This window comes from Sorangium sp. So ce1335, from assembly GCF_051521615.1.
Taxonomy (GTDB): domain Bacteria; phylum Myxococcota_A; class Polyangia; order Polyangiales; family Polyangiaceae; genus Sorangium.
The window spans coordinates 5,495,787-5,518,131 of record NZ_CP150363.1; the positions used below are offsets into that span (position 1 = coordinate 5,495,787).

Here is a 22,345-nt window from a genome sequence, read left to right on the forward strand (position 1 = left end):
CGCTCCCGTCCGCAGATGCGACCCCCCGCGGGAGGGCTCCCCGCCCGCTGCCGCACCTCCGATCCTTGCCACCACGGCCTTGATGCCACCGCCCGACGAGCGTCAGCCCCCCAGCGCTCGGCAGCCCCTGCGCCGCACGGTCACGCCTGCGCGCCTGGCGGGGCCTGCGCGAGCGGGTCTCGGTAGACCTACCTCGACCAGGACGATCGGGTTGAGCGCTGCGTCGTTGTCTTCGATATCGCGCTCCAGCCTCCCGCAAACAACGCTGACGTCAGGATACGTGGACAGCCCGGTCGCCTGCACCCGGACGCGCAGATCGGAGGCGTAGACCGCGCAGGGACGCCCGCGGAGCTGCGCCCGGAGCTCGGCGATGACGCTCGCGGACAGGCGCGCGTGCTCCGGTGTTCCGCCGGCCATCGCGAAGATCTCACCGTTCAGGAACTCGTGCTTCGTCGGGCTCGCCCGCTCCTGCTCGAGGTACTCGGCATGGGTGTAGAGAATCTTGCGCGCCGGCTCGTTCATCGGTCCGGCCGAGTATGCCACGCCTGCTCCCCACAGAGCCAACCGTGGCCATCCTGAGGGCCGCATCATGCGGCCCGCACCCGCCTCGGTTCACTTCGGCCGCGCGGCCTCTACCCCGGCCCGCTGCGCCTGCTCCTCCTGCCGCCGCTGCGCCTCGAGCACGGCGTAGCCCGCCGCGGCCCCGGCCGACGCGCGGCTCTGGGGCTGCGCGGCCGGCGGCGCTCCGGCCGGGGGCGGCGCGGGATAGGCGCCCGCCGGTGGCGCGCCAGCCGGAGGAGGCGCGGGATAGGCGCCTGCCGGCGCCTGAACAGGCTCGCACACGCATCCCGCCACGCCGCGGTCGACGAGCACGAAGGCGGACATCCGCATCCCGAGCTCATGACAGGAGCTGGCACAGTGGGTCGGCCCGCGCTCGGCGGTCTCGAGCTCCGCTGCCGTCTGGTATCCCCGGTTGCAGCCGCCCAGCGCGACCACGGTCACGGTCATGTAAGCGAAACCGAACACCGATCGATCCATGAAGGCGGGCTACATGGGTCCTCGGGGGACGTCAACGAACCGGCATTCGCCGCACCGGCGGGGCGTGCTCGCGATCGACGCGCTCGCGAGCACGCCCTCGAGCTCCGGAGCCGCGCGACCTCGCTGGCCTGAGGCAAGCCCGAGAGACCGAGGCCCTCGCCACCGCGCTCCCCGCGGCTCTATCCTCCTGACCGCCATGCCCACGATCCAGACCACCGCCGAGATCGACGCCGCCTCCGACGAGCTCTTCGCGCTCGCGCAGGACCACGATCTCCGGCTCGAGTGGGACCCGTTCCTCCGCGAGATGCGGTATCGCGACGGCGCGACAGAGCCCGCCGTCGGCGTGCGGGTGTGGGTGCGGGCGAAGAACGGGCTGTCGATGGAGGCCCGGTACATCACGATGAACCCGCCCGAGCAGGTGGCCATCACGATGACCCAGGGGCCGCCGGTCTTCCGCCTGTTCTCGGGCGCGTGGCTCTTCAAGGCGCTGTCGCCGCGGCGGACGCGCGTCACCTTCCGCTACAACTTCACGGCGCGCCCGCGGGTCCTCGCCCCGGTGCTGGAGCCCGTCATGGCGGCCGTGCTGAAGCGCGATATCGAGGAGCGCCTCGCCGGACTCAAGCGGAGCGCCGAGACGACGGACATCCTGCAGCGGTTGCTGCGGCGCGCCCCGGTGACGGCCTGATCGGCGAGCGCCCCTCGCCGCAGCCCCGCTGCAGCCAGGCGCGACGCTCGCCTCCCCGGGCGCGCTCGGCTCGCCTCCCCGGGCGCGCTCGCTCGTCGCCGCAGCCCCGCGGCAGCTCAGCGCGGCGCCCGCGCCCCGGGCGCGCCCGACCGCGCGGACGCGCGCTGCCGCCAGCGAGCGAGCGCGATCCCGAGACCCGCGAGAGCGAGCGCCAGCCCGCCGTCGCTCTGGCCCGGGGTGCCGGCCCGGAACGCGCAGCCCCCCTCCTCGGAGCCCGGCGAGCCCGGCCCGGGTGTCGCGTTTCCGCCAGCGCCGCCTGCGCCGCCCCCGCCGCCTGCGCCGCCAGCGCCGCCTGCGCCGCCCTCGCCGGGCTCGGGCGGCGGCGCGACACAGGCATGCTCGTCGAGGTCGCAGACCTCGCCGGCATCGCAGTCCGCGTCGCTCACGCACGCGACGCACGCCGGCGTGCCATCCACGAGAGCGCAGCGCGGCGTATGGCCGTCGCAACGCTGGCAGGATGGCCCGCAGTAGTCGTTGAGCACGCACGGCTGGCACAGCGCAGCGCTGTTGCAGAAGGCGCCCTCACCGCAGCCGTTGTTTCCTGCCAGGCCGACGAACTCGCGGCCGCACTGCGTACAGGCGGCCTCGTCCTGTGTCGCGTCGCCGGGCAGGGCTCGATGGAACGACGCTGGCCCGACGAGCGTGAAGCCGGACTCCGCGAGGCTCACGCTGCCGTTCTCGTTCACGCCCAGCTCGAAATCCTCGAACTCGCCGACCAGGACCGACATCTCGAGCGCGGAGTGCTCGGCGACGGCGACATAAAGGATCTCGATCGGGTACAGGCCCTCCCGGGCGAACGTGACGGTGTTGGTCATGCGCCAGCTCGGCAAGCCGAGCGCCGTCGGCCGCACCACCACCGGATGCGCTGCCTGCAGGGCGTCGTAGATCACGACGGCCACGGCGTCGTCGGCGTAAAAGCCGAAGTGGAGCGGCTGATCGACGTGCTCGGGCGGCACGGCCAGGTAGCCGCGAAGGCGCATGCCGAACGACGCGCTCGGGTCGTTCTCGGCGAAGTCGCACCCCCCTGCCGGGCAGCCGGCGACAGCGTCGCGAAAGTCGCCGAAGCTCAGCGCTGATCCGGTGTCGTTGTTGTTCGAGAGATCGAGCGGCGTGCTCACCTCGAAGCTCGCGAGGTCGGGCTGCCCCTCGTCGATGAAGGCGTTGACCCCCTCGATGAAGTCCTCTTTGTCGAGGAGGCCAAAGTTCTTCAAGGGGTCGGACGAGGTGCGGACCACGCCGCACAGGCCGGCGCCCTCCCCCGTGGGCAGCGGCGCCACCGGTTCGGCGATGACGACAGGCGCGGCCAGCGCTGGGCCGGATGCCCCCAGCGCAAGCGAGAGGGCGATGAAGGACGAGGTGATGCGGGAGAAAGGTCGGCAGGACATGGACGCTCCGTGCGAAGTAAGGGAGTGCAGCCGACGCAGCCGCTCGCGGAAGCTGCGCAAGGACCGATCGACGTCACCTGACGGCGACAGCGAGAGGTTACACAGGCGCGATCACCGCCGATGGCCAGAGCACGAAAGGGAGCGAAGACAGCGCCCCGCGCTCCGTTCGGCGCGATCTCACGCGGGACGCTGCACGCTCGCTCCCCTCACCCGAGCTGCGCCAGTGCCTCCCGGGACACGCCCGCCTCCGGGTGCCGCAGGCGCTCCCTCAGCGCCGCCGCCTCGGCGAGCAGCTCCCGTCCGCGCGGCGCGTCGCCGGCCCGCGCCGCGGCGACGCCCGCCCAGTGCAGCGCGTCCGCCCTCGCCCACGCGTCCTCGCCCGCCCACGCGACAGCCGACCCGGCGAGCGCCCTCGCCGGGGCCGCTCCGTCCGCGCCGTCCGCGCCGTCGTCGCCGCGCGCCAGCGCGCACCGCGCGGCGACGACGGCGAGCCGCGCGCGGAACGGGCCGAACCCGCACGCCTCGGCCACGTGCTGCCCCTCCATCGCCTGCCGCGCGCCCTCGTCGAGCCGCCCCGCCGCCAGCGCGATCCGCGCCGCGAGCTCGTGGCACCGCAGCGCGACCTCCACCTCGCCCGTCGCCGCGACCCAGCGCCGCGCCTCGGCGAGGTGCGCCTCGGCCGCCGCGACGTCGCCGCCGCGACCGCCCTCGCCGCCCCTGCCCCCGCCCGTGCCGTCGCCGCCCCTGCCCCCGCCACCTCCGTCCAGCAGCGCCAGGCCGAGCAGCGTGTGCCCGTGCGCCGCGTGCCCCTCCCAGCCGCGCCGCCGGCACACGGCGATGTTCCGCTCCGTCGCCTCGCGCGCCCTGCCCGGGCGCCCGAGCGCGAGGTCGTGCTCCGACTCCCAGAGCCCGCGGCGCGCGAACGGCGCGTCGCCCATCGCCCGCAGCCGCGCGAAGCGCCCGGCCGCCGCCTCGACCTCGCCGAGGTCGTGAAGCACCGCGCCGAGCAGCGCCAGCGCGCGCACGGCGTTGGCGCGATCCGCGCCGCGCTCGGCGACCTCCGCGGAGCGCTCGACGAGCCGGCGTGCCCCGGTGAGATCGCCGCGCAGCCGCAGCGTGTACGCGAGCGTGCGCAGGCCCGTCGCGAGCGGCGCCGGGTCGGCCAGCGCCTCGGCGGCCTCGTTGTGCGCCTCGTAGCAGGCGCAGGCGAACGCGAGATCGCCGAGCGCGCCCGCGTAGAGCCCCGCGTCGTACGCGAGCGCGGCGCGCGCGCGCGCGGGCAGCGACGCCGGCATGCCCCGCGGGTCGTCGCCCCCCGCGAACGCGCGCAGGATGCGGGCCCCGCGCGCCATGTCGCCGAGCTGGAGCCCGAGGGTCGCGAAGCCCCCGAGGCCAATCGCGTAGATGTCATACGCCTCCGCCGCGCGCCCGGCGCCGAGCAGCTCCACGAGGACGGCCTCGTACGCGTCGAGCGCGGGCCGCTCGCGCGGCGGCCGGCGCGGCGCGCCGCCGAGGCGCGGCGGCGGCGCGGCGCTCCCCGCGGCGTGGACGCGCTCCGGCGGCACGCCGAGCAGCGACCTGAAGTGCTGCCGCACGAACGGGTGCGTCGAGTAGCAGGGCTCGCCCTGCCGCGCCGCGAACACGAGCCCCAGCCGCTCGAGCCGCGCGAGCCCGCGCGCGAGCTCCGCGGCGCCCCACCCCGCCATGGCGCCCGCGAGCTCGCCGCCGGCGCGGGCGAGCTGGAGCAGCGCCGCCTCGCCCGCGCCGGCCGGGAACACCGACAGGCGCGCCAGCAGGTCCCGCTCGCCCGGCGGGAGCGCGCGCGCGTAGGCCGAGAGCACCGAGCCGAGGCGGCGGGCGAGCACGTCGTCGCGCTCGACCTCGGCGAGCTCCGCGGCGCGCGCCACGGCGAGGCGCCCCGCGTCGCCGCCGAGGAACGCGCCGACATACGAGCCGACGACGGCGACCGAGAGCGCGTGGCCGCCCGTCCGCTCGAACAGCCCGCGCAGCGCCCCGTCGTCGCCGCGGATGCCCCAGCGCCGCAGGAGCGACGCGGCGTCGTCCGGCGAGAGCGACGCCGGCCGGATCGCGGCGAGCCCGCCGCCGTCGCCGTCGTCCCACGCGGCGAGATCCGCGAGCTCGAAGCGCGACGTGACGAGCGCCCGCGCGCCGCCCAGCCCGGCCGCGATCGCGCAGAGCAGCCGCCGGAGGAGCGCGTCGCGGAGCTCGCCGTGCGCGCGCCCGCCGCCACCCTCGGCCTGAACGGCCTCGAGCCCGTCGAGCACGAGCAGGTGCGGCGGCCCCTGCCCCAGCGCCTCCTTGAGCCGCGCGAGCTGCTCGCCGGGCGACGCCGGCGCGGGCGGCGCGGGCGCGCCCGGGGCGCCCGCGCGCGGCGCGAAGTAGGCCGCCGCCTGGTCCAGGAACGCCTCGGTCCTCGGGTCGTCGTAGAAGCTCCAGACGAGCACCCCGCCGGGCCGCGCGGCGTCGCCGAGGCCCTGGAGGAAGCGCTCGGCGATCGCTGTCTTGCCCGCCCCGCCCACGCCGAGGAGCGCGAGGACCCGGGGCCGGGGCGGCGACGCGTCGGCCCACGCGGCGAGCCGCTCGAGGACGTCCGCGCGCCCGACGAAGTGCCGCGCGCGCTGGAGCGTGTGCGCGTGCAGCGGGCGCCACGCCGGGGCGCCTGCCCGCGGCGGCGCGGGGGCGGCGGCGGGCGCCTCCGCCGCAGCCGCAGCCTGCTCCGCCGGCGCGACCCCGGCCTCGCCGACGAGCAGCTCCGCCTCCGGGCCCCCGGCCTCGCCGATGAGCAGCTCCGCCTCGGCGATGCCCAGCTCGGCGCCGAGCCGCTCGAGGATGCGCCGCCGCGACGGGCTCCTGACCGAGAAGCCGAGCCGCGGATCGTTGACCGCGCCCGACTCGTAGCGGCGGTAGGTCCGCACATCGACGCCGATCGACGCGGCGACCTGCTCCTGCGTCAGGCCGAGCTCGATCCGCGCCCTCTGGAGGAGCGTGTGGTTGAAACGGACCGCGGGCTCCGCGCCGCGGCCCTTCCTCGGGACCCGTGCCATCGCTGCGAGCGCTCGATGATCGGCGACGCCGCGCCCTCCTGTCCACCGCGCTGCCCGGTCCTGCCCGGACCGGTCCAGCGCCCTCCTGTCCACCGCGCTGCCCGGTCCTGCCCGGACCGGCCCCGCGCCCGGACCGGCCCCGCGCCGTGCCCTGCAACCCGCTGCCCGGTCCTGCCCGGTCCCGCCCTGTCGGATCCGGTCCGCCCGGGCACATCCTCCCCGCATGAGCACGATGCACGCCGAACGCCCCGCCCAGCGCACCGCCTACGCCGACGATCTGCGCATCTTCACGGTGACGAACCTCCTGTCGCCCGAGGAGTGCGACGGCTTCATCCGCCTCGCCGAGGAGCACGGCTTCGAGCAGGCGCCGATCGGCGGGACCGACGTTGTCAACCTCGAGGTGCGAAACAACGGCCGCGTCCTCCTCGACGACCCGGACCTCGCCCTGTGCCTCTGGGAGCGCCTCGCGCCGTGGATGCCGCTGCGCTGGGGCGCCCACAACGCCGTCGGGCTGAACGAGCGCTTCCGCACCTACCGCTACACGGAGGGCGAGTTCTTCAACTGGCACGGCGACGGATCGTTCGTCCGAGAGGCCGAGCGGAGCCTCTTCACCGCGATGATCTACCTGAACGACGGCTTCGAGGGCGGCACCACCGATTTCTGGGGCGCCTCCAGCATCGCCCCGCAGCGCGGCATGGCGCTCGTGTTCGAGCACCGGCGGCTCCACCGGGGCGCCGCCGTGACGCGCGGGCGCAAGTACGTGCTCCGCACCGACGTCATGTACCGGCTCGGCTGATCCACCCCACCGGCCGGGGCGCGCCCGTCAGCGCCTCGGCGAGGCGCGGCAGCACCTCGCCGGCGCGGGCCTCGACCTTCAGCGCGCCGAGCTCCTCGCCGCGCGCCTCGCCCAGGTTGACCATGGCGATCGGGATGCCCCGCTGCGCGGCGCGCAGCACGAAGCGGTAGCCCGAGAAGACCGCCAGCGAGCTGCCAACGACGAGGAGCGCGTCCGCCGCGTCGACGAGCGCGAACGCCTCGTCGACGATCGGCCTGGGCACGTTCTCGCCAAAGAAGACGACGCGCGGCTTGAGCGGCCCGTCGCAGCGGAGGCACGGCGGCGCGCGGAAGCCGGCGACGTGCTCGGCGGGCAGATCGGCGTCGCCGTCGGGCGCGAGGTCGGCCGCGAGCCGCAGCCAGCCGGGGTTCTGCGCGAGGAGCCGCGCCTGCAGGGCCGCGCGCGCCTCCGTCGCGCCGCACTCGAGGCAGGCGACCTCGGAGAGCCTGCCGTGCAGCTCGATGACGCGCCGGCTGCCGGCCGCCTGGTGAAGGCCGTCGACGTTCTGCGTGATCAGGCCCTCGACGAGCCCGCCCTGCTCGAGCCGCGCGAGGGCGCGGTGCGCCGGGTTCGGCTCGGCCCGGGAGAACCGCTCCCAGCCGATCACGGCGCGCGCCCAGTAACGCTGCCGGATCTCGGCCGAGCGGGAGAACTCCCGCCCCTGGATCGGGTTCCGCGCGCGGCGCCGCGTCTCGGGCCCGCGGTAATCCGGGATGCCCGACTCGGTGCTGCACCCCGCGCCCGTCAGCGCCACGATCCGCTTGCCCCGCAGGAGCGCGAGGAGGGCGTCGAGCGGATCGGCGGCGGCGAGCGCTTCGCTGAGCGGCATACGCCCCCTTTGTGGCCCGCCGCTGGCCGCGCCGCCACGTCCACGCGAGACGCCCTCGACCGACCGTGGTCTGCATTTCCCTGACGAACCTCTCCGCGCGTGTCATCGGTCGCTCGAAATGCGCGCGTGGCGCACGGCCGGGGCTGGCGCGCCAGCCCTCGCCTGGGCCAGCGCGCCAGGCCACGGGCGCCGGCGCGCCGGTGGTACCATCGCCGGCGCACCGTGGAGCTCCGCCCTGACGCGGTCATCGCCGACAAGCTGCACCTGCTGAGGCCCCTCGGGCAGGGCGGGATGGGGGTCGTGTGGGCGGCGCGGCACCTCGCGCTCGACACCGACGTCGCGGTGAAGTTCATCCGCCCCGAGCGGGTGGCGCAGAGCCCTTCCCTCGTCGCGCGTTTCCAGAGGGAGGCGAGGACCACCGCGCGGATCGCGCACCCGCACGTCGTGCGGGTCATGGACTACGGCGCCGTCGACGGCGCCGTGCCGTACCTCGTGATGGAGCTCCTGCGCGGGTTCTCGCTCGCCGAGCTCCTCGAGCGCGGCGGCCGCCTCAGCTTCGACACCGCGAGGTCGCTCGTGCGGCAGGTGGGGAGCGCGCTCGAGAGCGCCCACGAGCACGGCATCGTGCACCGCGACATCAAGCCCCACAACGTCTTCATCACCGAGGGGAGCCAGGAATACCCGCTCTTCGTCAAGGTGCTCGACTTCGGCGTCGCCAAGATGGCGGGCGACGCGGCGGTGCCGGCGGCGAACCCGGCGCTCACCGAGACCGGGATGGTGATCGGATCGGCTCCCTACATGAGCCCCGAGCAGCTCGAGGGGAGCAAGGACGTCGATCTCCGCTCGGATCTCTGGTCGCTGGGCGTCGTGCTCTACGAGGCGCTGACCGGCGCGCTGCCGTTCCAGGGCAGCTCGTTCGTCGCCGTGGGCGCGGCGGTCCTGAAGGGGAAGTTCCGCCCCGCCACCGAGCAGAGGCCGGGCCTGCCGGGGTCGATCGACGACTGGTTCGCCAAGGCGCTCTCCGTCGATCCGAGCTGCCGATTCCAGTCGGCGCGCGAGATGGTCGACGCGTTCCTTGGCCTGGCGGCGCCGATCGTGGAGGTCGACGCGCTCGCGGGCCGCCACCACCCTGCGGCGTTCGCCACGACCGTGGCCGCGCCGGTCGATCTCCGGGGCGCGCCGCACGACGCGGGCGAGCTGGCGAGCGAGCCTGCGGCCTCGGGCGCGGACGAGCTCGCGAGAGGGCCTGCGATCTCGAGCGCGGGCGAGCTCGCGACCTCGGGCGCCCCTGCGACAGCAAGCTCCGCCGCCGACCCCGCGGCCGGCCACACGGCGCTTCACGCGCCCGTCGCGGAGCGGCCCGCGGCGCGGGGCCCCTCGGGCGCGCGCGCCCCCCGCCTTCGGCGCGCCGTGCCGCTCGCCGCCGCGTGCGCGGCGGGCGCGGGGGTGTACCTCTTCCTGCGCCCTCCGCCGGCCGCGTCGGGCGGTGGCTGCCCGGCCGGCATGGTCCTCATCGAGGACGCCGAGTTCCAGATGGGCTCCGACGCCGACGCGGAGACGCCGAGCGACGAGACGCCGCGCCACGGCGTGACGGTGAAGGCGTTCTGCCTCGACGTCACCGAGGTCACGGTGAAGGCCTACTGGGACTGCGAATCCTGCGAGCGCCCGCTGCGAACCGTCGAGTCGGAGGGGCTCACGCCGAACGGCCGCGCCTTCTGGAGCCAGTTCTGCAACGGCCCCGAGGCGCCGGACCACCCCATCAACTGCGTCGACTGGTACCAGGCGAAGGCGTATTGCGCCGCCTCCCGCAAGCGGCTGCCCACCGAGGCGGAGTGGGAGCTCGCGGCGCGCGGCAAGGACGCCTGGACCTACCCCTGGGGCCACGCGCCCCCCTCGGGCGAGCGCCTCAACGCCTGCGGCGCGGAGTGCAGCCGGATGCTGACGGAGCGGCTCGAGAAGATCGGCAAGGGCCCGTGGCCTCGCATGTACAACGACGACGACGCGGCCCCGGCGACCGCCCCCGTCGGGCGATCGCCGGCCGGGAAATCGCCCGCCGGCGCCCTGGACCTGGCCGGTAACGTGTGGGAGTGGACCGAGAGCCATTATTGCCCTTACGACAGGGACGATTGCGACGACTCCCGCCGTGTGCTCCGCGGCGGCGGGTGGGATACGGTCGAGAGCCAGTACGTGCGCTCCGCGCACCGCCGCCCGAGCGCTTCCGCGGCGCGCGGCTGGAGCATCGGCTTCCGCTGCGCCAAGACTCCGTAGAACCGCGGGTCGGAGCCCCTGCCGAGCGCGATCTGGAGGAGCCGCCGCTCGACCTCAAAGCATCGAACACAAAGGTACGTTTCATGAGCACGGCCCACTCGACGTAGCGCGACGTTGAGAACGACTCCCCGCCGAGCAGCCGCCCTCAGGGCAAGACCGAGCTCAGGGGTACGCGCCCCCATCGATGCCTGGCGGCACGGCTAACTCGGTGGTTCGCGGCCGATCTTCCTCGGGCCACTCCCCAACGCCACCGCGCCGTCGCCGGTCAACGCCGCGAGCGCCGGCTGCAGCCGGATCACCGCGGCGACCGGCGTGCTCTCCAGTTCCGCGCGCACCGCTAAATTCCCGATCCTGATTCGGGAACGCCAGCAATTCCAAGTGCTTGAACGGAAAGCTTGCCTCAAGGTATCTGCAGCGCACCGGCGGCGACTTGAGCGATTGCTCGACGCGAGCCCGCAGGACTTCGGCTGGGCACGGCCGACGTGAATGCGCGAGCTGCTGGCGCTCCAGCTCGAACGCGACACCGGACTGCGCCTGAGCGTCGGCCACATCGGTCGGCTGTTGCGAGCGATGGGAGCGCGCCGCAAGCGCCCCCGTCCCGTCGTCCGCTGCCCGTGGCCGAAGTCGCGCGAGCGCCGCAGGATCGGAGCGATCCGCACGCTGATCCGTAGCCTGCCTCGCGACGAGATCGCCTTCTACGCCGATGAGATGGATGTCGATCTCAACCCGCGGCTCGGGCTCGACTGGATGCGGCGCGGTCGGCAGAAGCGTGTGCTCACGCCCGGCAACAACCAGAAGCGCGACGTCGCTGGCGCGCTGACGATCGGCTCGGGCAAGCTGACGTGGGCGTTCGGCGCTCGCAAGAGCAGCGACTTGTTCATCGCGGCGCTGGCCGCGCTGCTGCGCCGCTACCGGCGCTACCGGCGGCTGCACGTCATCGTCGACAACTTCGGCATCCACACGAGCAAGAAGACCCGAGCATTCGTCGAGGCCGCGGGAGGCAAGCTCGTGCTGCACTTCCTGCCGGCGTACGCGCCCCAGTACAACCGCATCGAACGTGTCTGGAAGCAGGTCCACGACAACGTCACCTGCAACCATCGGTGCGCGAGCATCGACCAACTCGTCGAGGAGGTGGATGATTGCCTGGAGGCCCTCGCCCCGTACCCGGGGTCGCCCGCGAGCCTGCGGCCGGTACTCAGCTCGCCTGTTGCCGATTCGGGATCGGCTATTTAGAACACCGAGCACGCTGGGAACGCAAAATAGTGATAGAGGTGCAGATGGGAGAGACTTTGCGGATCTTCCGCTGTCCCTCTGCGCCTCGGCCTTTCAACCCCCCAATTTCCTCGTGGTTTCGACATGTTCGGCGCACGCATGAGAGAGCGTTGCGATTCCAGCAGAGGTGTCGGATTGCACCAAAGGATGTCCACACGGGGGCAGGTTGCGCAGGTGAGGGCTTGACGTCTCCGATACGTTTGGATTCCCTTCATCCCTCGATGCGTGACGGTACAAGTCGTCACGAAGATTCGAGGGAGAACATGACCAAGCAGAGATTCGAGGGAGCGACCGCGATCGTGACAGGTGGAGGGACCGGCATCGGGAGAGCGACGGCGCTCGCGCTGGCGCGCGAGGGAGCCAGCGTGGTGGTGGCCAACCGCAACGCCGAGAATGGACGGGAGACGGTATCTGCTATCGAGGCGACGGGCGGCAAGGCTCTCTTCGTCCAGACCGACGTGTCGAAGGACGCCGACATCCGCCACCTCGTGGACGCCGCCCTCCGCCGCTCCGGGCGGATCGATGTGCTGATCAACAATGCAGGTATCCTGGGAGATCTTACCCCTGCCGCGGAGAGCACCGAGGAGAACTGGGATCGAGTCATCGATACCAACCTCAAGGGACCATGGCTCTGCATGAAGCATGTGATCCCACATATGGTGAAGCAGAAGAGCGGCGTCATCGTCAATGTCGCGTCGGCGACGACCCTCCGCACCTTCCCGGGCCTTCCACCACGACATCCGGAAGCCCGCGCCTGTTCTGCCGGAGGAAGCCGGCGAAGCTCGTCCCCTCCGGGCCGGCGAGGCGACACCCCCCGTCCCGACCAGTTAGGTCTTCACCGCCAAGGCCCCTTAGCCCTGCGGGTCAGAGATCGTGCCAGGACACGTGCGGCAGGCTGCGCCCACCAGGGCCCCCAGAACTTCTTCCGGTGTTTCATCGACGATATGCGAGCTGGTCCTCGTCGCGATCGCTGTCCCGTCGTCTCTCGCTTCCATGGCCAGAATGGATTCCGGTCGATAGTAGGCCCACGGATGCCGGGGGTCGTACTCCCATGGAACGTTCGGACCGCGTCCGGCCGAGCTTCGGGTCAACCGAACAAACGACGCCAGATCAAGCTGAGCCAGAAGCTTGTCGACCGGATCGATCGTGTCGAGACCTAGAAATGGGACACCGACACTGGTGTCCCAGTTCATCCCAGGGTTCCTCGGAACGATCGCATGGATCGCGTCCCGCTCCAACACCCAATCGTATCTATATTCCGTTCCACCTTGCCCGGCGGCGCACTGCGCAAAAGACACCGGATGCGCGATCGGACATACTTTCAGCACAGCCTCGGCCGATAGGCCCGCAAGCATGACCGCCCCGTGCAGTTCACTATTCCCATCCTGGTCCACCCGGAAGCCTTTCATCCGGTTCGCCCGGAAAAATGCTCGACCGCGTTTGACCTGAGCGGCTGTCATGTCCGTCACCCAGCTCGGCTCGAACTGGCCGCTGTACACACGCTCCCGGCTGTCGAAGCTGTAGGCATAGATGGACGAACATTCAAGGGGAGATACTCCAAGCAATCGATCGCGCCGAAAATAAACCGCCTGTCCATCGTCGCTGTGCACACAGTCGAACGCCTCATCGGGAAGCCTGGCCATCAACTCGCTCGGCGACTCTGCGAGGTTGCAATCTCGATCACGTGAAGTGTGTACCCTCGTTACGCCCCCCACAGCCGTGATGAGCTCGATCGCACCAGGGCGAATGTATCCACGCACACGCGTCGAGCTCTTCAGGAATGAAACTTCCACGAGCGGCTCATCCCCCTGGATGACGCTCAACAAGGATTCGATCGAGCGGCTTTCCAGGTAGCGACGTCCATGAAGCTCATTGAGGAGCGTCCCGTCCTCCTCCTTCAATAAAAAATCGATGGTGCCGGGCCGGATATGAAGAGGTGGACGGTCACCCGACGAGTATGGCAGCGTGATGAAGGTCATCTGTGGTCCTATTGAAACTTTCAGTGGCCAGGCATCAGAGGGACATGGCGTCTACAACGTCAATCCTGCTGGTTCCCGCACCTGCCGATCGATGCTGCGCAACCGGAAACGTCGGAATTTGCGTCGAAATCTCTCTCCGGATCCCCGGCAGGGCTCGTGGCGGGTAGAACCAGGCGCGATCACTCCCCTCCCTGCGTGCGCTTGCGGAAGCGCAGCAGCTTGCCGCGCGAGACGCCGAGCCGCTCCGCGGCCGACGTCACGTTGCCCCCGGCGGCCGCGAGGGCGGCCTCGACGAGCTCCTGCGTGAGCGCTGCCCTCTGGTCGTCCGGCGCCTTCCCCAGCACCTCCTCGATCGCCCACAGCCGCAGCCCGGGCTCGTGATCGAGGCGGCGCGCCGCCGCGAGGGCCGCGTCGAGCCCGCGCACGTTGCTCGGCCACGGATCGAGGAGCAGCCGCTCCATCGCCTCGACCTCGACCGCCTCGGCCGGGAGCGCGGCGCCCGCGCGCCGCGCGAGCTCGCACGCCACGCTGAACAGATCCTCGCGCCGATCGCGGAGCGCCGGCACGTGGATGCGCGCCATCGCGAGCCGCGCCAGGAGGTCGCGCCGGAACGCCCCGCGCGCCACCATCTCCTCGAGGTCCCGGTTCGTCGCCGCGACGACGAGCACGTTCACGTGGACCGGCCGCTGCGCCCCGACCGGCAGCACCTCGCGGTTCTCCAGGAGCCGCAGGAGCTTCGCCTGGAGATCGAGGTCGAGCTCGCCGATCTCGTCGAGGAACAGCGTCCCGCCGTCGTGGGCCACGACGATGCCGGGCGCGGCGCTGCGCGCGTCCGAGAACGCGCCCGCCACGTGGCCGAACATCTGCGACTCGAAGACGCCGCGGGCGACGCCGGCCACGTTCACCGCCGCGAACGGCGCCGCGCGCCCGAGCGCCGCCGCCGCGGCGCGCGCGACGAGCTCCTTGCCCACGCCGGTCTCCCCCTCGATGAGCACGTTGCCGGCGCGGCTCCGCGGCAGGGCGCCGAGGGGCTGCGCGACGGCGCGCAGGCCGTACGGGCCGACGAGCCCGCCCACGGGCGGCGCCGGGTCGAGGGGGCCGTGGAGCTCCTCGCGGAAGACGAGGAGGATGCGCCCGAGCCTCAGCACAGCGCCGTCATCGAGGGGCGTGAGGTCGCGCGGCGCGAGCCTCGATCCGTTCACCCAGGTGCCGTTGCGCGACCCGACGTCCGCGACGCGCAGCGCGCCGCCGGCGCGATCGATCCGCAGGTGCCTGCCCGACACCTCCGTGTCCGCGAGGCCGCGCTCGGCGAGCCAGGCGCGGCCGATGACGGTCCCGGAGTCGGGCAGCGCGAACGCCATGGGCCGCGGGAAGGCGCACACGAGCGCCGGCCGCCGCCGCCCGGCCTCGGGCCGCACCGGGCTCCGGTGCTCGCTGGTGCTCGGCACGTCCTTGGCCATTCTCCTCGCAGGGTGCCACGCACCTCCGGAGCGTGGGAAGCGCCGCGCCGGGGCCTCAGAGGGGCCGCCCGTCGAGACCGCACATCGGGTCCCCCGGGTTCGTGCACGCGGGCTGCGGGGGCCGGATCTGCGGCTGCGGGCCCGGCGCCGTAGCCGCAGGCCGGGCGAGCGCCTCCCGCAGCTGCGTGAGCGCGCCCTCGTAGGCGCGGAGCGCGCCCTCGTCGGCGCCCGCCCTCGCGCGCGCCGCGGCGGCCCGGGCCGCCGCCGTGGCCTCGGGCCGCCGCCGCTCGGCGGCCCAGGCGGCGAGGTCCGCGTGGCGCCGATCGAGCGCGGCGACCCTCTCGAGCGCGTCGATCCGCGCGTCGAGCGCGTCGAGCGCGTCCGCGAACGCCCGCAGCCTGTCGTGGTTCAGCGCCCGCGGATCCAGGGCGTTCCGCGCCGCCTCGGCGGTCGCGCGCGCCTCCTCGGCGTCGCGGGCGAGGGGCCGGCCGCGCAGCGCGGCGTGGCGCCGATCGAGGGCCGCGAGCTCGGCCGCCCTCGCGCTCTCGCGCTCCTCGGCCAGCGCCGCCTGCGCGTCGCGGAGCCGCCGGGCCTCCTGCTGGAGGCTCGCCACGTGCTGCGCGGCCCCGTACGCGGCCGCCGCGCCGCCGCACAGCGCGAGGCCGAGCCCGGCGGCGAGCGCGTGAACCAGGCTGCGGCGCCGGCCTTCGGCGCGCGCGTGGACGACGGCCAGCTCGTGCGCGCGCGCCGCGTTGTCGGCCTCGATGCGCGCCTTCGCCTCAGCCTCGATGCGCGCGACCTCGAGCGCCGCCCGCTCCCGCGCCTGCGCGCGCGCCTCCGCTTCGGCCTGCTCCCGCTCGCGCTGCGCCAGCGCCTCGGCCTCGGCGGCGGCCCGCGCCGCCTCGGCGGCGCGCCGGCGCGCGTCTGCCTCGCGTTGCTCGCGGGCTTCCTGCTCGCGCGCTCGCGCGCGCTGGAGGTGCTCCTCCCGCACGCGCGCCTCCTCGATCTTCGCGAGCTCCGCGAGCGAGAACGTGACGGACGAGTCGGGGGTATTTCGGATCATCATCGGCGTCGGGCTCCTCTCCGAGCGCCGCCCGTTGCAGCCCGTGTGCCGACGATATCTGATGTGAATCCATGGACTTGCGGCCGCGATTCAGCCCGGATGCGCGATCGCGATCGCGCCGGACGGCGCCGGGCGCGATCGCGATCGCGATGTCCGGCGCGAGCGGCGCGAGCAGGAGCCGTTCGATGAGGCACCGACGACGCCAGAACGCCGCCGTCACCGCCCCCCGAGGTGCACCATCGTGGTGCCCGAACGGCGCGAAGAAGCCGAGCCCTGCCGCCAGGAGCGACGCGCTACCGCGCCACATCCAGCGGATCGGGCGGAGCATGCGCGGCCGACCGTAGACTGGGCCGCCCTGGCGCGCTAGTCGGTACCGGCCGTGAATCTCCGCCCCCAGAGCAGCGCGCCGTCGAGCAGCGTGCCCCAGAGCAGCGCGCCGAGCAGCGTGTCCCAGAGCAGCGCGCCCCAGAGCAGCGCGCCCCAGAGCAGCACGGACGACCGCCGCCCGCGCCTCGCGCTCCAGGCGGTGCTCCCCGCGGATCTCGCCGCGGCGTGCGGCATCGACATCACCGACGCGCGCCGCATCGTCTCGCTGGCGCACCGGCTCGGGGAGCTGCCCGCGCGCGCGCCCGCGACCGTCCGGCGCGCCGCGCTCGACGCCGCGCGCGCCATCGGCGAGGTCAGGACGCTCGCGCTCGTGGAGCGGCGCGCGAGCGCCGAGGATCCTTTCGTCAAGTACGCCTTCCGCCTCGACGACGGCGCGACGGTCGAGTCGGTGCGCATCCCGCTCGAGCGGCCGGGGCGGTACTCGGCGTGCGTGAGCTCGCAGGTCGGCTGCGCGCTCGCGTGCGCCTTCTGCGCCACGGGGCGCATGGGGCTCACGCGCAACCTGGAGGCCTGGGAGATCGTCGAGCAGGTGCGGCTCATCCGCCGGGATCTCGACGCGTCCGCCGAGCGCGCGGGCGGCGGCGCGCGCGTCCACGGCGTGCTGTTCCAGGGCATGGGCGAGCCGCTCGCCAACGCCGACCGCGTCATCCAGGCGATCCGGGTGCTCTCGGAGCCGAGCGCGCAGGCGATCGACATGCGCAACATCACGGTGTGCACCGCGGGGCTGCCGTCGGGCATCCGGCGGCTCGCGGCAGAGGTCCCCGGGGTCCGCCTCGGCCTCTCGCTCGGCTCGGTGCGCCCCGGCAGGCGGCGCCTGCTGATGCCGATCGACGGCGCGCACCCGCTCGAGGAGGTGCTCGCCGCCGTGGGCGAGCACGCGCGCGCGACGGGCCACGCGCCGATGTGGGCGTACACGCTCCTCGCGGATCAGAACGACGCGGACGAGGACGCCGCGAGCCTGGCCGCGCTCGTCCGCGGCTTCGCGGCGCAGCACGGCGTCTCGCCGCGGCTCAGCCTCATCCCGTACAACGCCATCGGCGCGGCCGACGCGCCCCTGCCGGTGCCCGGCGCCGCCGACGCCGGGCACCGGGCCGCCGCCGAGCCGCGGAGCGCCGCGGCCGATCCGTTCGCGCGCTCGTCGCGGCTCGCGGCCTTCCGCGCGGTGCTCGCGGCGGCCGGCGTCGGGTCGATCGTGCGCTATTCGGGCGGCGGCGACGTCGGCGCGGCCTGCGGGCAGCTCGCGCGATCGCAGGCCGAGGCGCAGCGCTCGGGCGGCCGCGGGGCCTCGCGGCCCCGAGCGGCGCCGGACGGCGCTGCCGGCGGGCCGAGCGCGCCGCCGCGGCCGGCGTGAGGGTCGCTATGGATCCCCGCCCGCGCGCGCGCTAGCTTGCGCCGGTGTTCGGCTTCAGCTTCGGCGAGATCGTGGTGCTCATCATCGTGGGCATCATCGTGGTCGGCCCCCGGCGGCTGCCTGCCATGATGCGGTCGGCGGGCAGCTGGATCGCGAAGCTCCGCCGCATGACGACCGAGCTCCGGACGCAGAGCGGCATCGACGATCTGATCCGCCAGGAGGGGCTGGAGCGCGAGATCCGCGAGCTCCGCTCCCTGTCGCGCGTCAACGTCATCGAGACGCTCGTGACGCCGATCCGCGACGCCGCCGCGTCCGTCGGCACGGTCGTCGCGTCCACGCCGCGCGTCAGGCCGCCGGAGCCGGAGCCCGAGCCCCCGCCCCCGCCGGCCGTCCAGCCGCTCCGGGAGCGCGAGTACCCCGTCCTCGGCTGCGACGCGTACGGAGCCGAGATCGACGCGGAGACCGCAGGCACGACGAGCCCCGCCGCGACGGCGGCGCCCGCGGCGCCCGCAGCGGCGGCTGCAGCAGCGCCGACGGCCGCTGCGACGACGGACGCAGCGGCAGCAGCGCCGGCGGCGTCGGCCGCGCCCGCAGGAGCGGCAGCAGCGCCGGCGGCGGCGGCAACGGAGAAGGTGACGGTGACCGAGACGGCGGCGGCGGTTCAGGGCGCGCCAGGGAGCGGAGCGGCGTCATGAGCCAGGAGCAGGTGGCGGCGAAGGGCGATTCTCCGGAGTCCAGCGGCGCGGCGAGCGCCGCGGAGGAGGATCTCTCCGAAGACAAGCCGATGTCGTTCTGGGAGCACCTCGATGAGCTGCGCAAGCGGCTCGTCCGGAGCGTGCTCGTGTTCTTCGCGGCGTGCGTCGTGGGCTGGGAGGTGCGCGAGCAGCTCCTCCACTTCCTGACCGTCCCGTTCGTGCAGGCGTGGCGGGAGCAGAGCCTGCCGGGCACCCCGTCGCTCCACTTCGGCGCGCCCGCGGCCGCGTTCGTCGCGTACTTCAAGCTCTCGATGATCGGCGGCGCGGCGCTCGCCTCGCCGTTCATCTTCTACCAGCTCTGGGCCTTCGTCGCGCCCGGCCTCTACGCGCGCGAGAAGCGCTACGTCATCCCGTTCGTCCTGTTCTCGACGCTCCTGTTCGTCGGCGGCGGCCTGTTCGGCTGGCGCGCGGCCTTCCCGATCTCGTTCGGCTACTTCCTCAGCATGGCCGGCACGGTTGGCGGCGACATCACGATCACGCCGACCGTGATGATGGGCGACTACCTCGACTTCGTCGCCCAGCTCCTGCTCGGGTTCGGGATCATCTTCGAGATCCCGCTCATCGTGCTGTTCCTCTCCATCGCCGGGGTCATCAACTACCTCCAGCTCATCCTGTTCGGCCGCTGGTTCGTGTTCGGCGCCTTCATCCTGGCGGCCATCCTCACGCCCCCGGACATCACGAGCCAGCTCGTCATGGCCGTGCCGATGTGCCTGCTCTACGTGGGCTCGATCGGCCTCGCGTACGTCTTCGGCAAGCCGCCGACGGACGCCCAGCGCGCCGCCTACAAGAAGCGCAAGGAAAAGGAAGTCACGCAGGGCTGACACGGACCGGCCGCGCGGCTCGCGGCCGGGATGGCCGCGGCGCTCGCGGTCTTGCCGCGGCGCTCACGGCCTCGCCGCGGCGCTCACGGCCTCGCCGCGGCGCTCACGGCCTCGCCGCGGCGCTCACGGCCTCGCCGCGGCGCTCGCGGTCTTGCCGCGGCGCTCGCGGCCTTGCCGCGGCGCTCGCGGCCTCGCCGCGGCGCTCGCGGTCTTGCCGCGGCGCTCGCGGTCTTGCCGCGGCGCTCACGGCCTTGCCGCGGCGCTCAGGCCGCGGGCGCCGGTGCGGCGGGCGCCGCCTTGCGGCTGCGCATCACGTGGATCGCGACCGCGACGGCAGCCATCGCGACGCCGATGAGCTGCGACGTCGACAGGCCGAGGAGGCCGCCGCGGTCGTCGGCGCGCGCGAACTCGAGCGTGAAGCGCCCGAGCGCGTAGAGCCCGAGGAACGTCGCGAAGACCTGCCCGTCGTACCGCTTCCGCCCGTGCACGTAGAGCATGCAGATCGCCGCGATCGCGAACGACATGGCCGACTCGTAGATCTGCGTCGGGTGCACCGGGTGCGACGGCACGCGCGGGCTCACCAGCTCGTGCAGCTTGAACTGCGCCTCGCTGGCGGGGCTGTTCGGCGGGAACGAGAGCCCGAGCGCCCCGTCGGTGCGCATGCCGAAGCAGCAGCCGGCGAGCAGGCACCCCATCCGGCCGAACCCGAGGCCCAGCGGGACGGCGAAGCCCGCCATGTCCGCCGCCTTCCAGAACGGGAACCTGTCGCGCTTGAGCAGCCAGTACGCCGCCGCCGACGCGCCGATGAAGCCGCCGTAGTACGTGAGGCCGCCGGCCCAGAACTTCGCCCACGCCAGGCAGTCGCGCTCGGTCGGATGGCACACCCCCTTCGCGGCGTCCCAGACGCCGTGGTACCGCGGCTCGCAGAGCGCCTGCTCGACCTTCCAGTCGACCTGCGACGGGTCGGTGCACAGGTGCACGTAATCCCAGAAGTAGCCGTCGGCGACGACGTGGAGCAGCCGGCTGCCGACGACGCCCGCGAGCAGGCAGGCGAGCCCCAGGTCGACGACCACGTCCGGATCCTCGCCGATCCGGCGCGCCCAGAGCGCGCCCACCGCCGTCGCGAAGAGGAAGCCCGCGAGCAGCAGGAGGAAGTAGGCAGGGAACGCGACGTCGAGCAGGCGGAACAGCTCGGGACGCATGGTCAGCTCGCGGAAGCCTTGGCTCCGGGCGTGCCGGACGTCTTCTCCGCGAGCTCGGGGCGACGCGGGGAGAACATGTCGATCGCCATCAGCCCGACGCCCACGACGATCGCGATGTCGGCCACGTTGAACGTCGGCCACACGAACGTCGGCGTGAAGCGGACCTGGATGAAGTCGATGACGTACCCGTAGCGGACGCGGTCGACGAGGTTCCCGAGCGCGCCGCCAAGCACGAGCGGCAGCCCCCACTTGAGCGCGATCTGGGACGGGTGGAGCTTCCGGTACAGCGAGACGATGAAGGCGATCGCGGCGAGCGAGATCAGCAGGAAGAACGGCCGGCGGATCGCCTCGCTCTCGTCGCCGAGGATGCCCCACGCCCCGCCGTGGTTCCTCGCGTAGATCAGGTTCAGGTGATCCTTGATCACCTCGATCTTCCGGAACGCGAGCGGCCGCGGCGCGTCGGCGAGCTCCGCGAGGACCCGCGGCTCCAGGCGGTCCTTGGCCCACCATTTCGTCCCGAGGTCGGCCACGAGCGTGACAAACGAGACGCCGAGCAGGAACGGGTATGACGGGCGGTACGTGGGCGCCGCTGGCGCGACAACGTCGTCGGCGTCTCCGTCCGGCGAGGAGCCGCGCTCCTCTTCACTGCGTCCGGCGCGAGCCGGCGGCTCGCCTCCCGGCGCGTCCACGCGCGCGGAGCGCTCCGGCTCCGCGTCGGCACCCTTTGTCTCCACGGCGGCATCTCGCGGCGTCGCGTCTTCAGTCATGCGGAACGCGTTCCTCTACGACAAACGGAGCGCTCCGGCAAAGGCTTCCCTCCGCGGGCGCGCTGCGTCGTGCGTCTCGCGGCTCCTGCGCGTCTTCCGCATCGCCCCGCGCGTGTTCCGCGTCGCCCCGCACGTCTCGCACATCCGTGCCCTCCGCTCCGCGTGTCCCGGCTCCCCGTTCCGGTCCCGGGCGCCCAGCCTGCCCGGCTGCGCCCTCCGGCGATGCCGCCGGTCAGCTCGCGGGAGGAGCGGGCGGGGGCGCCTCGGCCGAGAGCGGAGGGTCGCCGCCTGCAGGGCTCGCGGAGGCGCCGCCGGCGTCGGCCGCCGGCGCGCTCGCGTTGCGGGCGGAGGCGATCATGTCCGTGGACATCAGGATGACCCCGGCGACGATCGCGATGTCGGCCACGTTGAACGTCGGCCAGTGAAACTCCTGGCCACCGCGGGACACGTACACGTCGATGAAGTCGATGACCCAGCCGTAGCGGATCCGGTCGACGAGGTTCCCCATCGCGCCGCCGAGCGCGAGCGCGAGGCCCCACTTCATCGCGGTCTGGTCCCTGTGGACGCGCCGGTAGATCGAGAAGATGAAGACGATCGCCGCCGCCGAGACGAACAGGAAGAACGGCCGCCGCAGCCCGTCCGGGAGGCTGCGCAGGAAGCTCCAGGCCCCACCGGGGTTCTGCGCGAAGATGAAGTCCAGGTGGTCCGGGATGACCGTGAGCACCTTCGGGCCCGACCGCTTCGGGTCGAACCCCGCGAGCCGCGCGTGCGCCCACGCCTTCGTCGCCAGATCGGCGGCGCACGAGACCGAGGCCACGATCGCCATGAAGGTGAGCGAGGCCCGCTCGCCCGGGGGGATCTCGTCCGGCAGCAGGTGGGCGGCGGTCGACGCTCGCGGCGCCAGCGACCCGTGCGGCTCGTGCGGTGCGTGAGGTCCGTCGGAGGACATCGTCCTCGCTTCTACGCGATGCCAGAGCGCGGAGCAAACGGCCGGGAGCAGGGCCGGCGCCGACGGCGGCCGTGCTCATCCATCGTTTCGCCGCCGCTCGCCGCTCGCCGCTCGCCGCTCGCCGCAGGACGCGCGGCGTCACGCCGCTCCCGGTCCGAGGCGTCGCGCCGCTCC

18 protein-coding genes and 1 pseudogene are annotated in these 22,345 nt (G+C 73.5%); 8 read left to right on the forward strand and 11 right to left on the reverse strand.

Annotation, left to right across the window (positions count from 1 at the left end; all coding sequences use genetic code 11):
• Positions 1–102: 102 nt before the first annotated feature.
• Together WMF24_RS20270 and WMF24_RS20275 are read right to left on the reverse strand one after the other, a co-directional pair.
• On the reverse strand, positions 103–522 hold the full coding sequence (locus WMF24_RS20270; RefSeq protein ID WP_437738826.1) for a Uma2 family endonuclease: 420 nt from the start codon (positions 520–522) through the stop codon (positions 103–105).
• 90 nt (positions 523–612) lie between these two features.
• Complete coding sequence (locus tag WMF24_RS20275) at positions 613–1,038, reverse strand: hypothetical protein (protein WP_437738074.1); 426 nt, start codon at positions 1,036–1,038, stop codon at positions 613–615.
• A 196-nt stretch (positions 1,039–1,234) separates the two neighbouring features.
• On the opposite strand from WMF24_RS20275, the gene WMF24_RS20280 reads away from it, so the two are divergent.
• Entirely contained in the window at positions 1,235–1,723 is a 489-nt protein-coding gene (locus tag WMF24_RS20280; protein WP_437738075.1) for a type II toxin-antitoxin system RatA family toxin, read from the forward strand.
• Between the two features lie 116 nt (positions 1,724–1,839).
• On the opposite strand, the gene traA is transcribed toward WMF24_RS20280, so the two are convergent.
• Positions 1,840–3,168 (reverse strand): outer membrane exchange protein TraA family protein, encoded by a 1,329-nt coding sequence (gene traA, locus WMF24_RS20285; protein ID WP_437738076.1) that lies wholly within the window; start codon positions 3,166–3,168, stop codon positions 1,840–1,842.
• A gap of 206 nt (positions 3,169–3,374) precedes the next feature.
• Positions 3,375–6,233 (reverse strand): helix-turn-helix domain-containing protein, encoded by a 2,859-nt coding sequence (locus WMF24_RS20290; protein ID WP_437738077.1) that lies wholly within the window; start codon positions 6,231–6,233, stop codon positions 3,375–3,377.
• Positions 6,234–6,456: 223 nt separating this feature from the next.
• Here WMF24_RS20290 and WMF24_RS20295 point away from each other — a divergent pair, with 223 nt between their 5' ends.
• Positions 6,457–7,029: a 2OG-Fe(II) oxygenase gene (locus WMF24_RS20295; RefSeq protein WP_437738078.1), complete on the forward strand. Its 573-nt coding sequence runs from the start codon at positions 6,457–6,459 to the stop codon at positions 7,027–7,029.
• On the opposite strand, the gene WMF24_RS20300 is transcribed toward WMF24_RS20295, so the two are convergent.
• The gene (locus tag WMF24_RS20300) at positions 7,010–7,897 is read right to left on the reverse strand and encodes an NAD-dependent protein deacetylase (protein ID WP_437738079.1); all 888 of its coding nucleotides are present in this window, start codon (positions 7,895–7,897) and stop codon (positions 7,010–7,012) included. The genes WMF24_RS20295 and WMF24_RS20300 overlap by 20 nt on opposite strands.
• A gap of 222 nt (positions 7,898–8,119) precedes the next feature.
• On the opposite strand from WMF24_RS20300, the gene WMF24_RS20305 reads away from it, so the two are divergent.
• From WMF24_RS20305 to WMF24_RS20315, 3 genes and pseudogenes are all read left to right on the forward strand, one after another.
• The gene (locus tag WMF24_RS20305) at positions 8,120–10,165 is read left to right on the forward strand and encodes an SUMF1/EgtB/PvdO family nonheme iron enzyme (RefSeq protein ID WP_437738080.1); all 2,046 of its coding nucleotides are present in this window, start codon (positions 8,120–8,122) and stop codon (positions 10,163–10,165) included.
• 486 nt (positions 10,166–10,651) lie between these two features.
• Entirely contained in the window at positions 10,652–11,398 is a 747-nt protein-coding gene (locus WMF24_RS20310) for an IS630 family transposase (RefSeq protein ID WP_437737450.1), read from the forward strand.
• Positions 11,399–11,700: 302 nt separating this feature from the next.
• A pseudogene (locus WMF24_RS20315) lies at positions 11,701–12,153 on the forward strand (SDR family NAD(P)-dependent oxidoreductase); the annotation flags it as partial.
• Between the two features lie 135 nt (positions 12,154–12,288).
• Here the strand turns inward: WMF24_RS20315 and WMF24_RS20320 are convergent.
• The 3 genes from WMF24_RS20320 to WMF24_RS20330 all read right to left on the reverse strand — a co-directional run bounded on the left by WMF24_RS20320 (position 12,289) and on the right by WMF24_RS20330 (position 15,942).
• Positions 12,289–13,416, reverse strand: coding sequence for a hypothetical protein (locus WMF24_RS20320; protein WP_437738966.1), 1,128 nt, complete (start codon positions 13,414–13,416; stop codon positions 12,289–12,291).
• Positions 13,417–13,595: 179 nt separating this feature from the next.
• Positions 13,596–14,876: a sigma 54-interacting transcriptional regulator gene (locus tag WMF24_RS20325; RefSeq protein WP_437738081.1), complete on the reverse strand. Its 1,281-nt coding sequence runs from the start codon at positions 14,874–14,876 to the stop codon at positions 13,596–13,598.
• Between the two features lie 55 nt (positions 14,877–14,931).
• Positions 14,932–15,942, reverse strand: a complete 1,011-nt coding sequence (locus WMF24_RS20330; RefSeq protein WP_437738082.1) for a hypothetical protein — start codon at positions 15,940–15,942, stop codon at positions 14,932–14,934.
• Positions 15,943–16,318: 376 nt separating this feature from the next.
• On the opposite strand from WMF24_RS20330, the gene rlmN reads away from it, so the two are divergent.
• From rlmN to tatC, 3 genes are read left to right on the forward strand one after another with little or no spacing between them, the layout of a single operon-like run.
• Positions 16,319–17,677 (forward strand): 23S rRNA (adenine(2503)-C(2))-methyltransferase RlmN, encoded by a 1,359-nt coding sequence (gene rlmN, locus WMF24_RS20335; protein ID WP_437738083.1) that lies wholly within the window; start codon positions 16,319–16,321, stop codon positions 17,675–17,677.
• Between the two features lie 44 nt (positions 17,678–17,721).
• A complete protein-coding gene (gene tatB / locus WMF24_RS20340; protein WP_437738084.1) occupies positions 17,722–18,372 on the forward strand; it encodes a Sec-independent protein translocase protein TatB in 651 nt (216 codons plus the stop codon).
• Positions 18,369–19,253 carry a twin-arginine translocase subunit TatC gene (gene tatC / locus WMF24_RS20345; RefSeq protein ID WP_437738085.1) on the forward strand — a complete coding sequence of 295 codons (885 nt, stop codon included), beginning with the start codon at positions 18,369–18,371 and terminating at the stop codon, positions 19,251–19,253. The genes tatB and tatC overlap by 4 nt, the downstream gene beginning before the upstream one ends.
• A 263-nt stretch (positions 19,254–19,516) precedes the next feature.
• On the opposite strand, the gene WMF24_RS20350 is transcribed toward tatC, so the two are convergent.
• The 3 genes from WMF24_RS20350 to lspA (WMF24_RS20360) all read right to left on the reverse strand — a co-directional run bounded on the left by WMF24_RS20350 (position 19,517) and on the right by lspA (WMF24_RS20360) (position 22,171).
• Positions 19,517–20,455, reverse strand: a complete 939-nt coding sequence (locus WMF24_RS20350) for a prolipoprotein diacylglyceryl transferase (protein WP_437738086.1) — start codon at positions 20,453–20,455, stop codon at positions 19,517–19,519.
• A 2-nt stretch (positions 20,456–20,457) separates the two neighbouring features.
• Complete coding sequence (gene lspA, locus WMF24_RS20355) at positions 20,458–21,189, reverse strand: signal peptidase II (protein WP_437738087.1); 732 nt, start codon at positions 21,187–21,189, stop codon at positions 20,458–20,460.
• A 265-nt stretch (positions 21,190–21,454) separates the two neighbouring features.
• On the reverse strand, positions 21,455–22,171 hold the full coding sequence (gene lspA, locus WMF24_RS20360) for a signal peptidase II (protein WP_437738088.1): 717 nt from the start codon (positions 22,169–22,171) through the stop codon (positions 21,455–21,457).
• Between the last annotated feature and the right edge of the window lie 174 nt (positions 22,172–22,345).

Bases quoted from the DNA above. Each gene is read 5' to 3' on its own strand.
- tatC (WP_437738085.1), top strand. From the start codon at position 18,369: ATGAGCCAGGAGCAGGTGGCGGCGAAGGGCGATTCTCCGGAGTCCAGC.
- WMF24_RS20350 (WP_437738086.1), bottom strand. From the start codon at position 20,455: ATGCGTCCCGAGCTGTTCCGCCTGCTCGACGTCGCGTTCCCTGCCTAC.
- WMF24_RS20325 (WP_437738081.1), bottom strand. From the start codon at position 14,876: ATGGCCAAGGACGTGCCGAGCACCAGCGAGCACCGGAGCCCGGTGCGG.
- WMF24_RS20330 (WP_437738082.1), bottom strand. From the start codon at position 15,942: ATGATGATCCGAAATACCCCCGACTCGTCCGTCACGTTCTCGCTCGCG.
- WMF24_RS20290 (WP_437738077.1), bottom strand. From the start codon at position 6,233: ATGGCACGGGTCCCGAGGAAGGGCCGCGGCGCGGAGCCCGCGGTCCGT.
- WMF24_RS20295 (WP_437738078.1), top strand. From the start codon at position 6,457: ATGAGCACGATGCACGCCGAACGCCCCGCCCAGCGCACCGCCTACGCC.
- lspA (WP_437738088.1), bottom strand. From the start codon at position 22,171: ATGTCCTCCGACGGACCTCACGCACCGCACGAGCCGCACGGGTCGCTG.
- WMF24_RS20280 (WP_437738075.1), top strand. From the start codon at position 1,235: ATGCCCACGATCCAGACCACCGCCGAGATCGACGCCGCCTCCGACGAG.
- WMF24_RS20300 (WP_437738079.1), bottom strand. From the start codon at position 7,897: ATGCCGCTCAGCGAAGCGCTCGCCGCCGCCGATCCGCTCGACGCCCTC.
- WMF24_RS20310 (WP_437737450.1), top strand. From the start codon at position 10,652: ATGCGCGAGCTGCTGGCGCTCCAGCTCGAACGCGACACCGGACTGCGC.
- WMF24_RS20320 (WP_437738966.1), bottom strand. From the start codon at position 13,416: ATGACCTTCATCACGCTGCCATACTCGTCGGGTGACCGTCCACCTCTT.
- WMF24_RS20275 (WP_437738074.1), bottom strand. From the start codon at position 1,038: ATGGATCGATCGGTGTTCGGTTTCGCTTACATGACCGTGACCGTGGTC.
- traA (WP_437738076.1), bottom strand. From the start codon at position 3,168: ATGTCCTGCCGACCTTTCTCCCGCATCACCTCGTCCTTCATCGCCCTC.
- WMF24_RS20270 (WP_437738826.1), bottom strand. From the start codon at position 522: ATGAACGAGCCGGCGCGCAAGATTCTCTACACCCATGCCGAGTACCTC.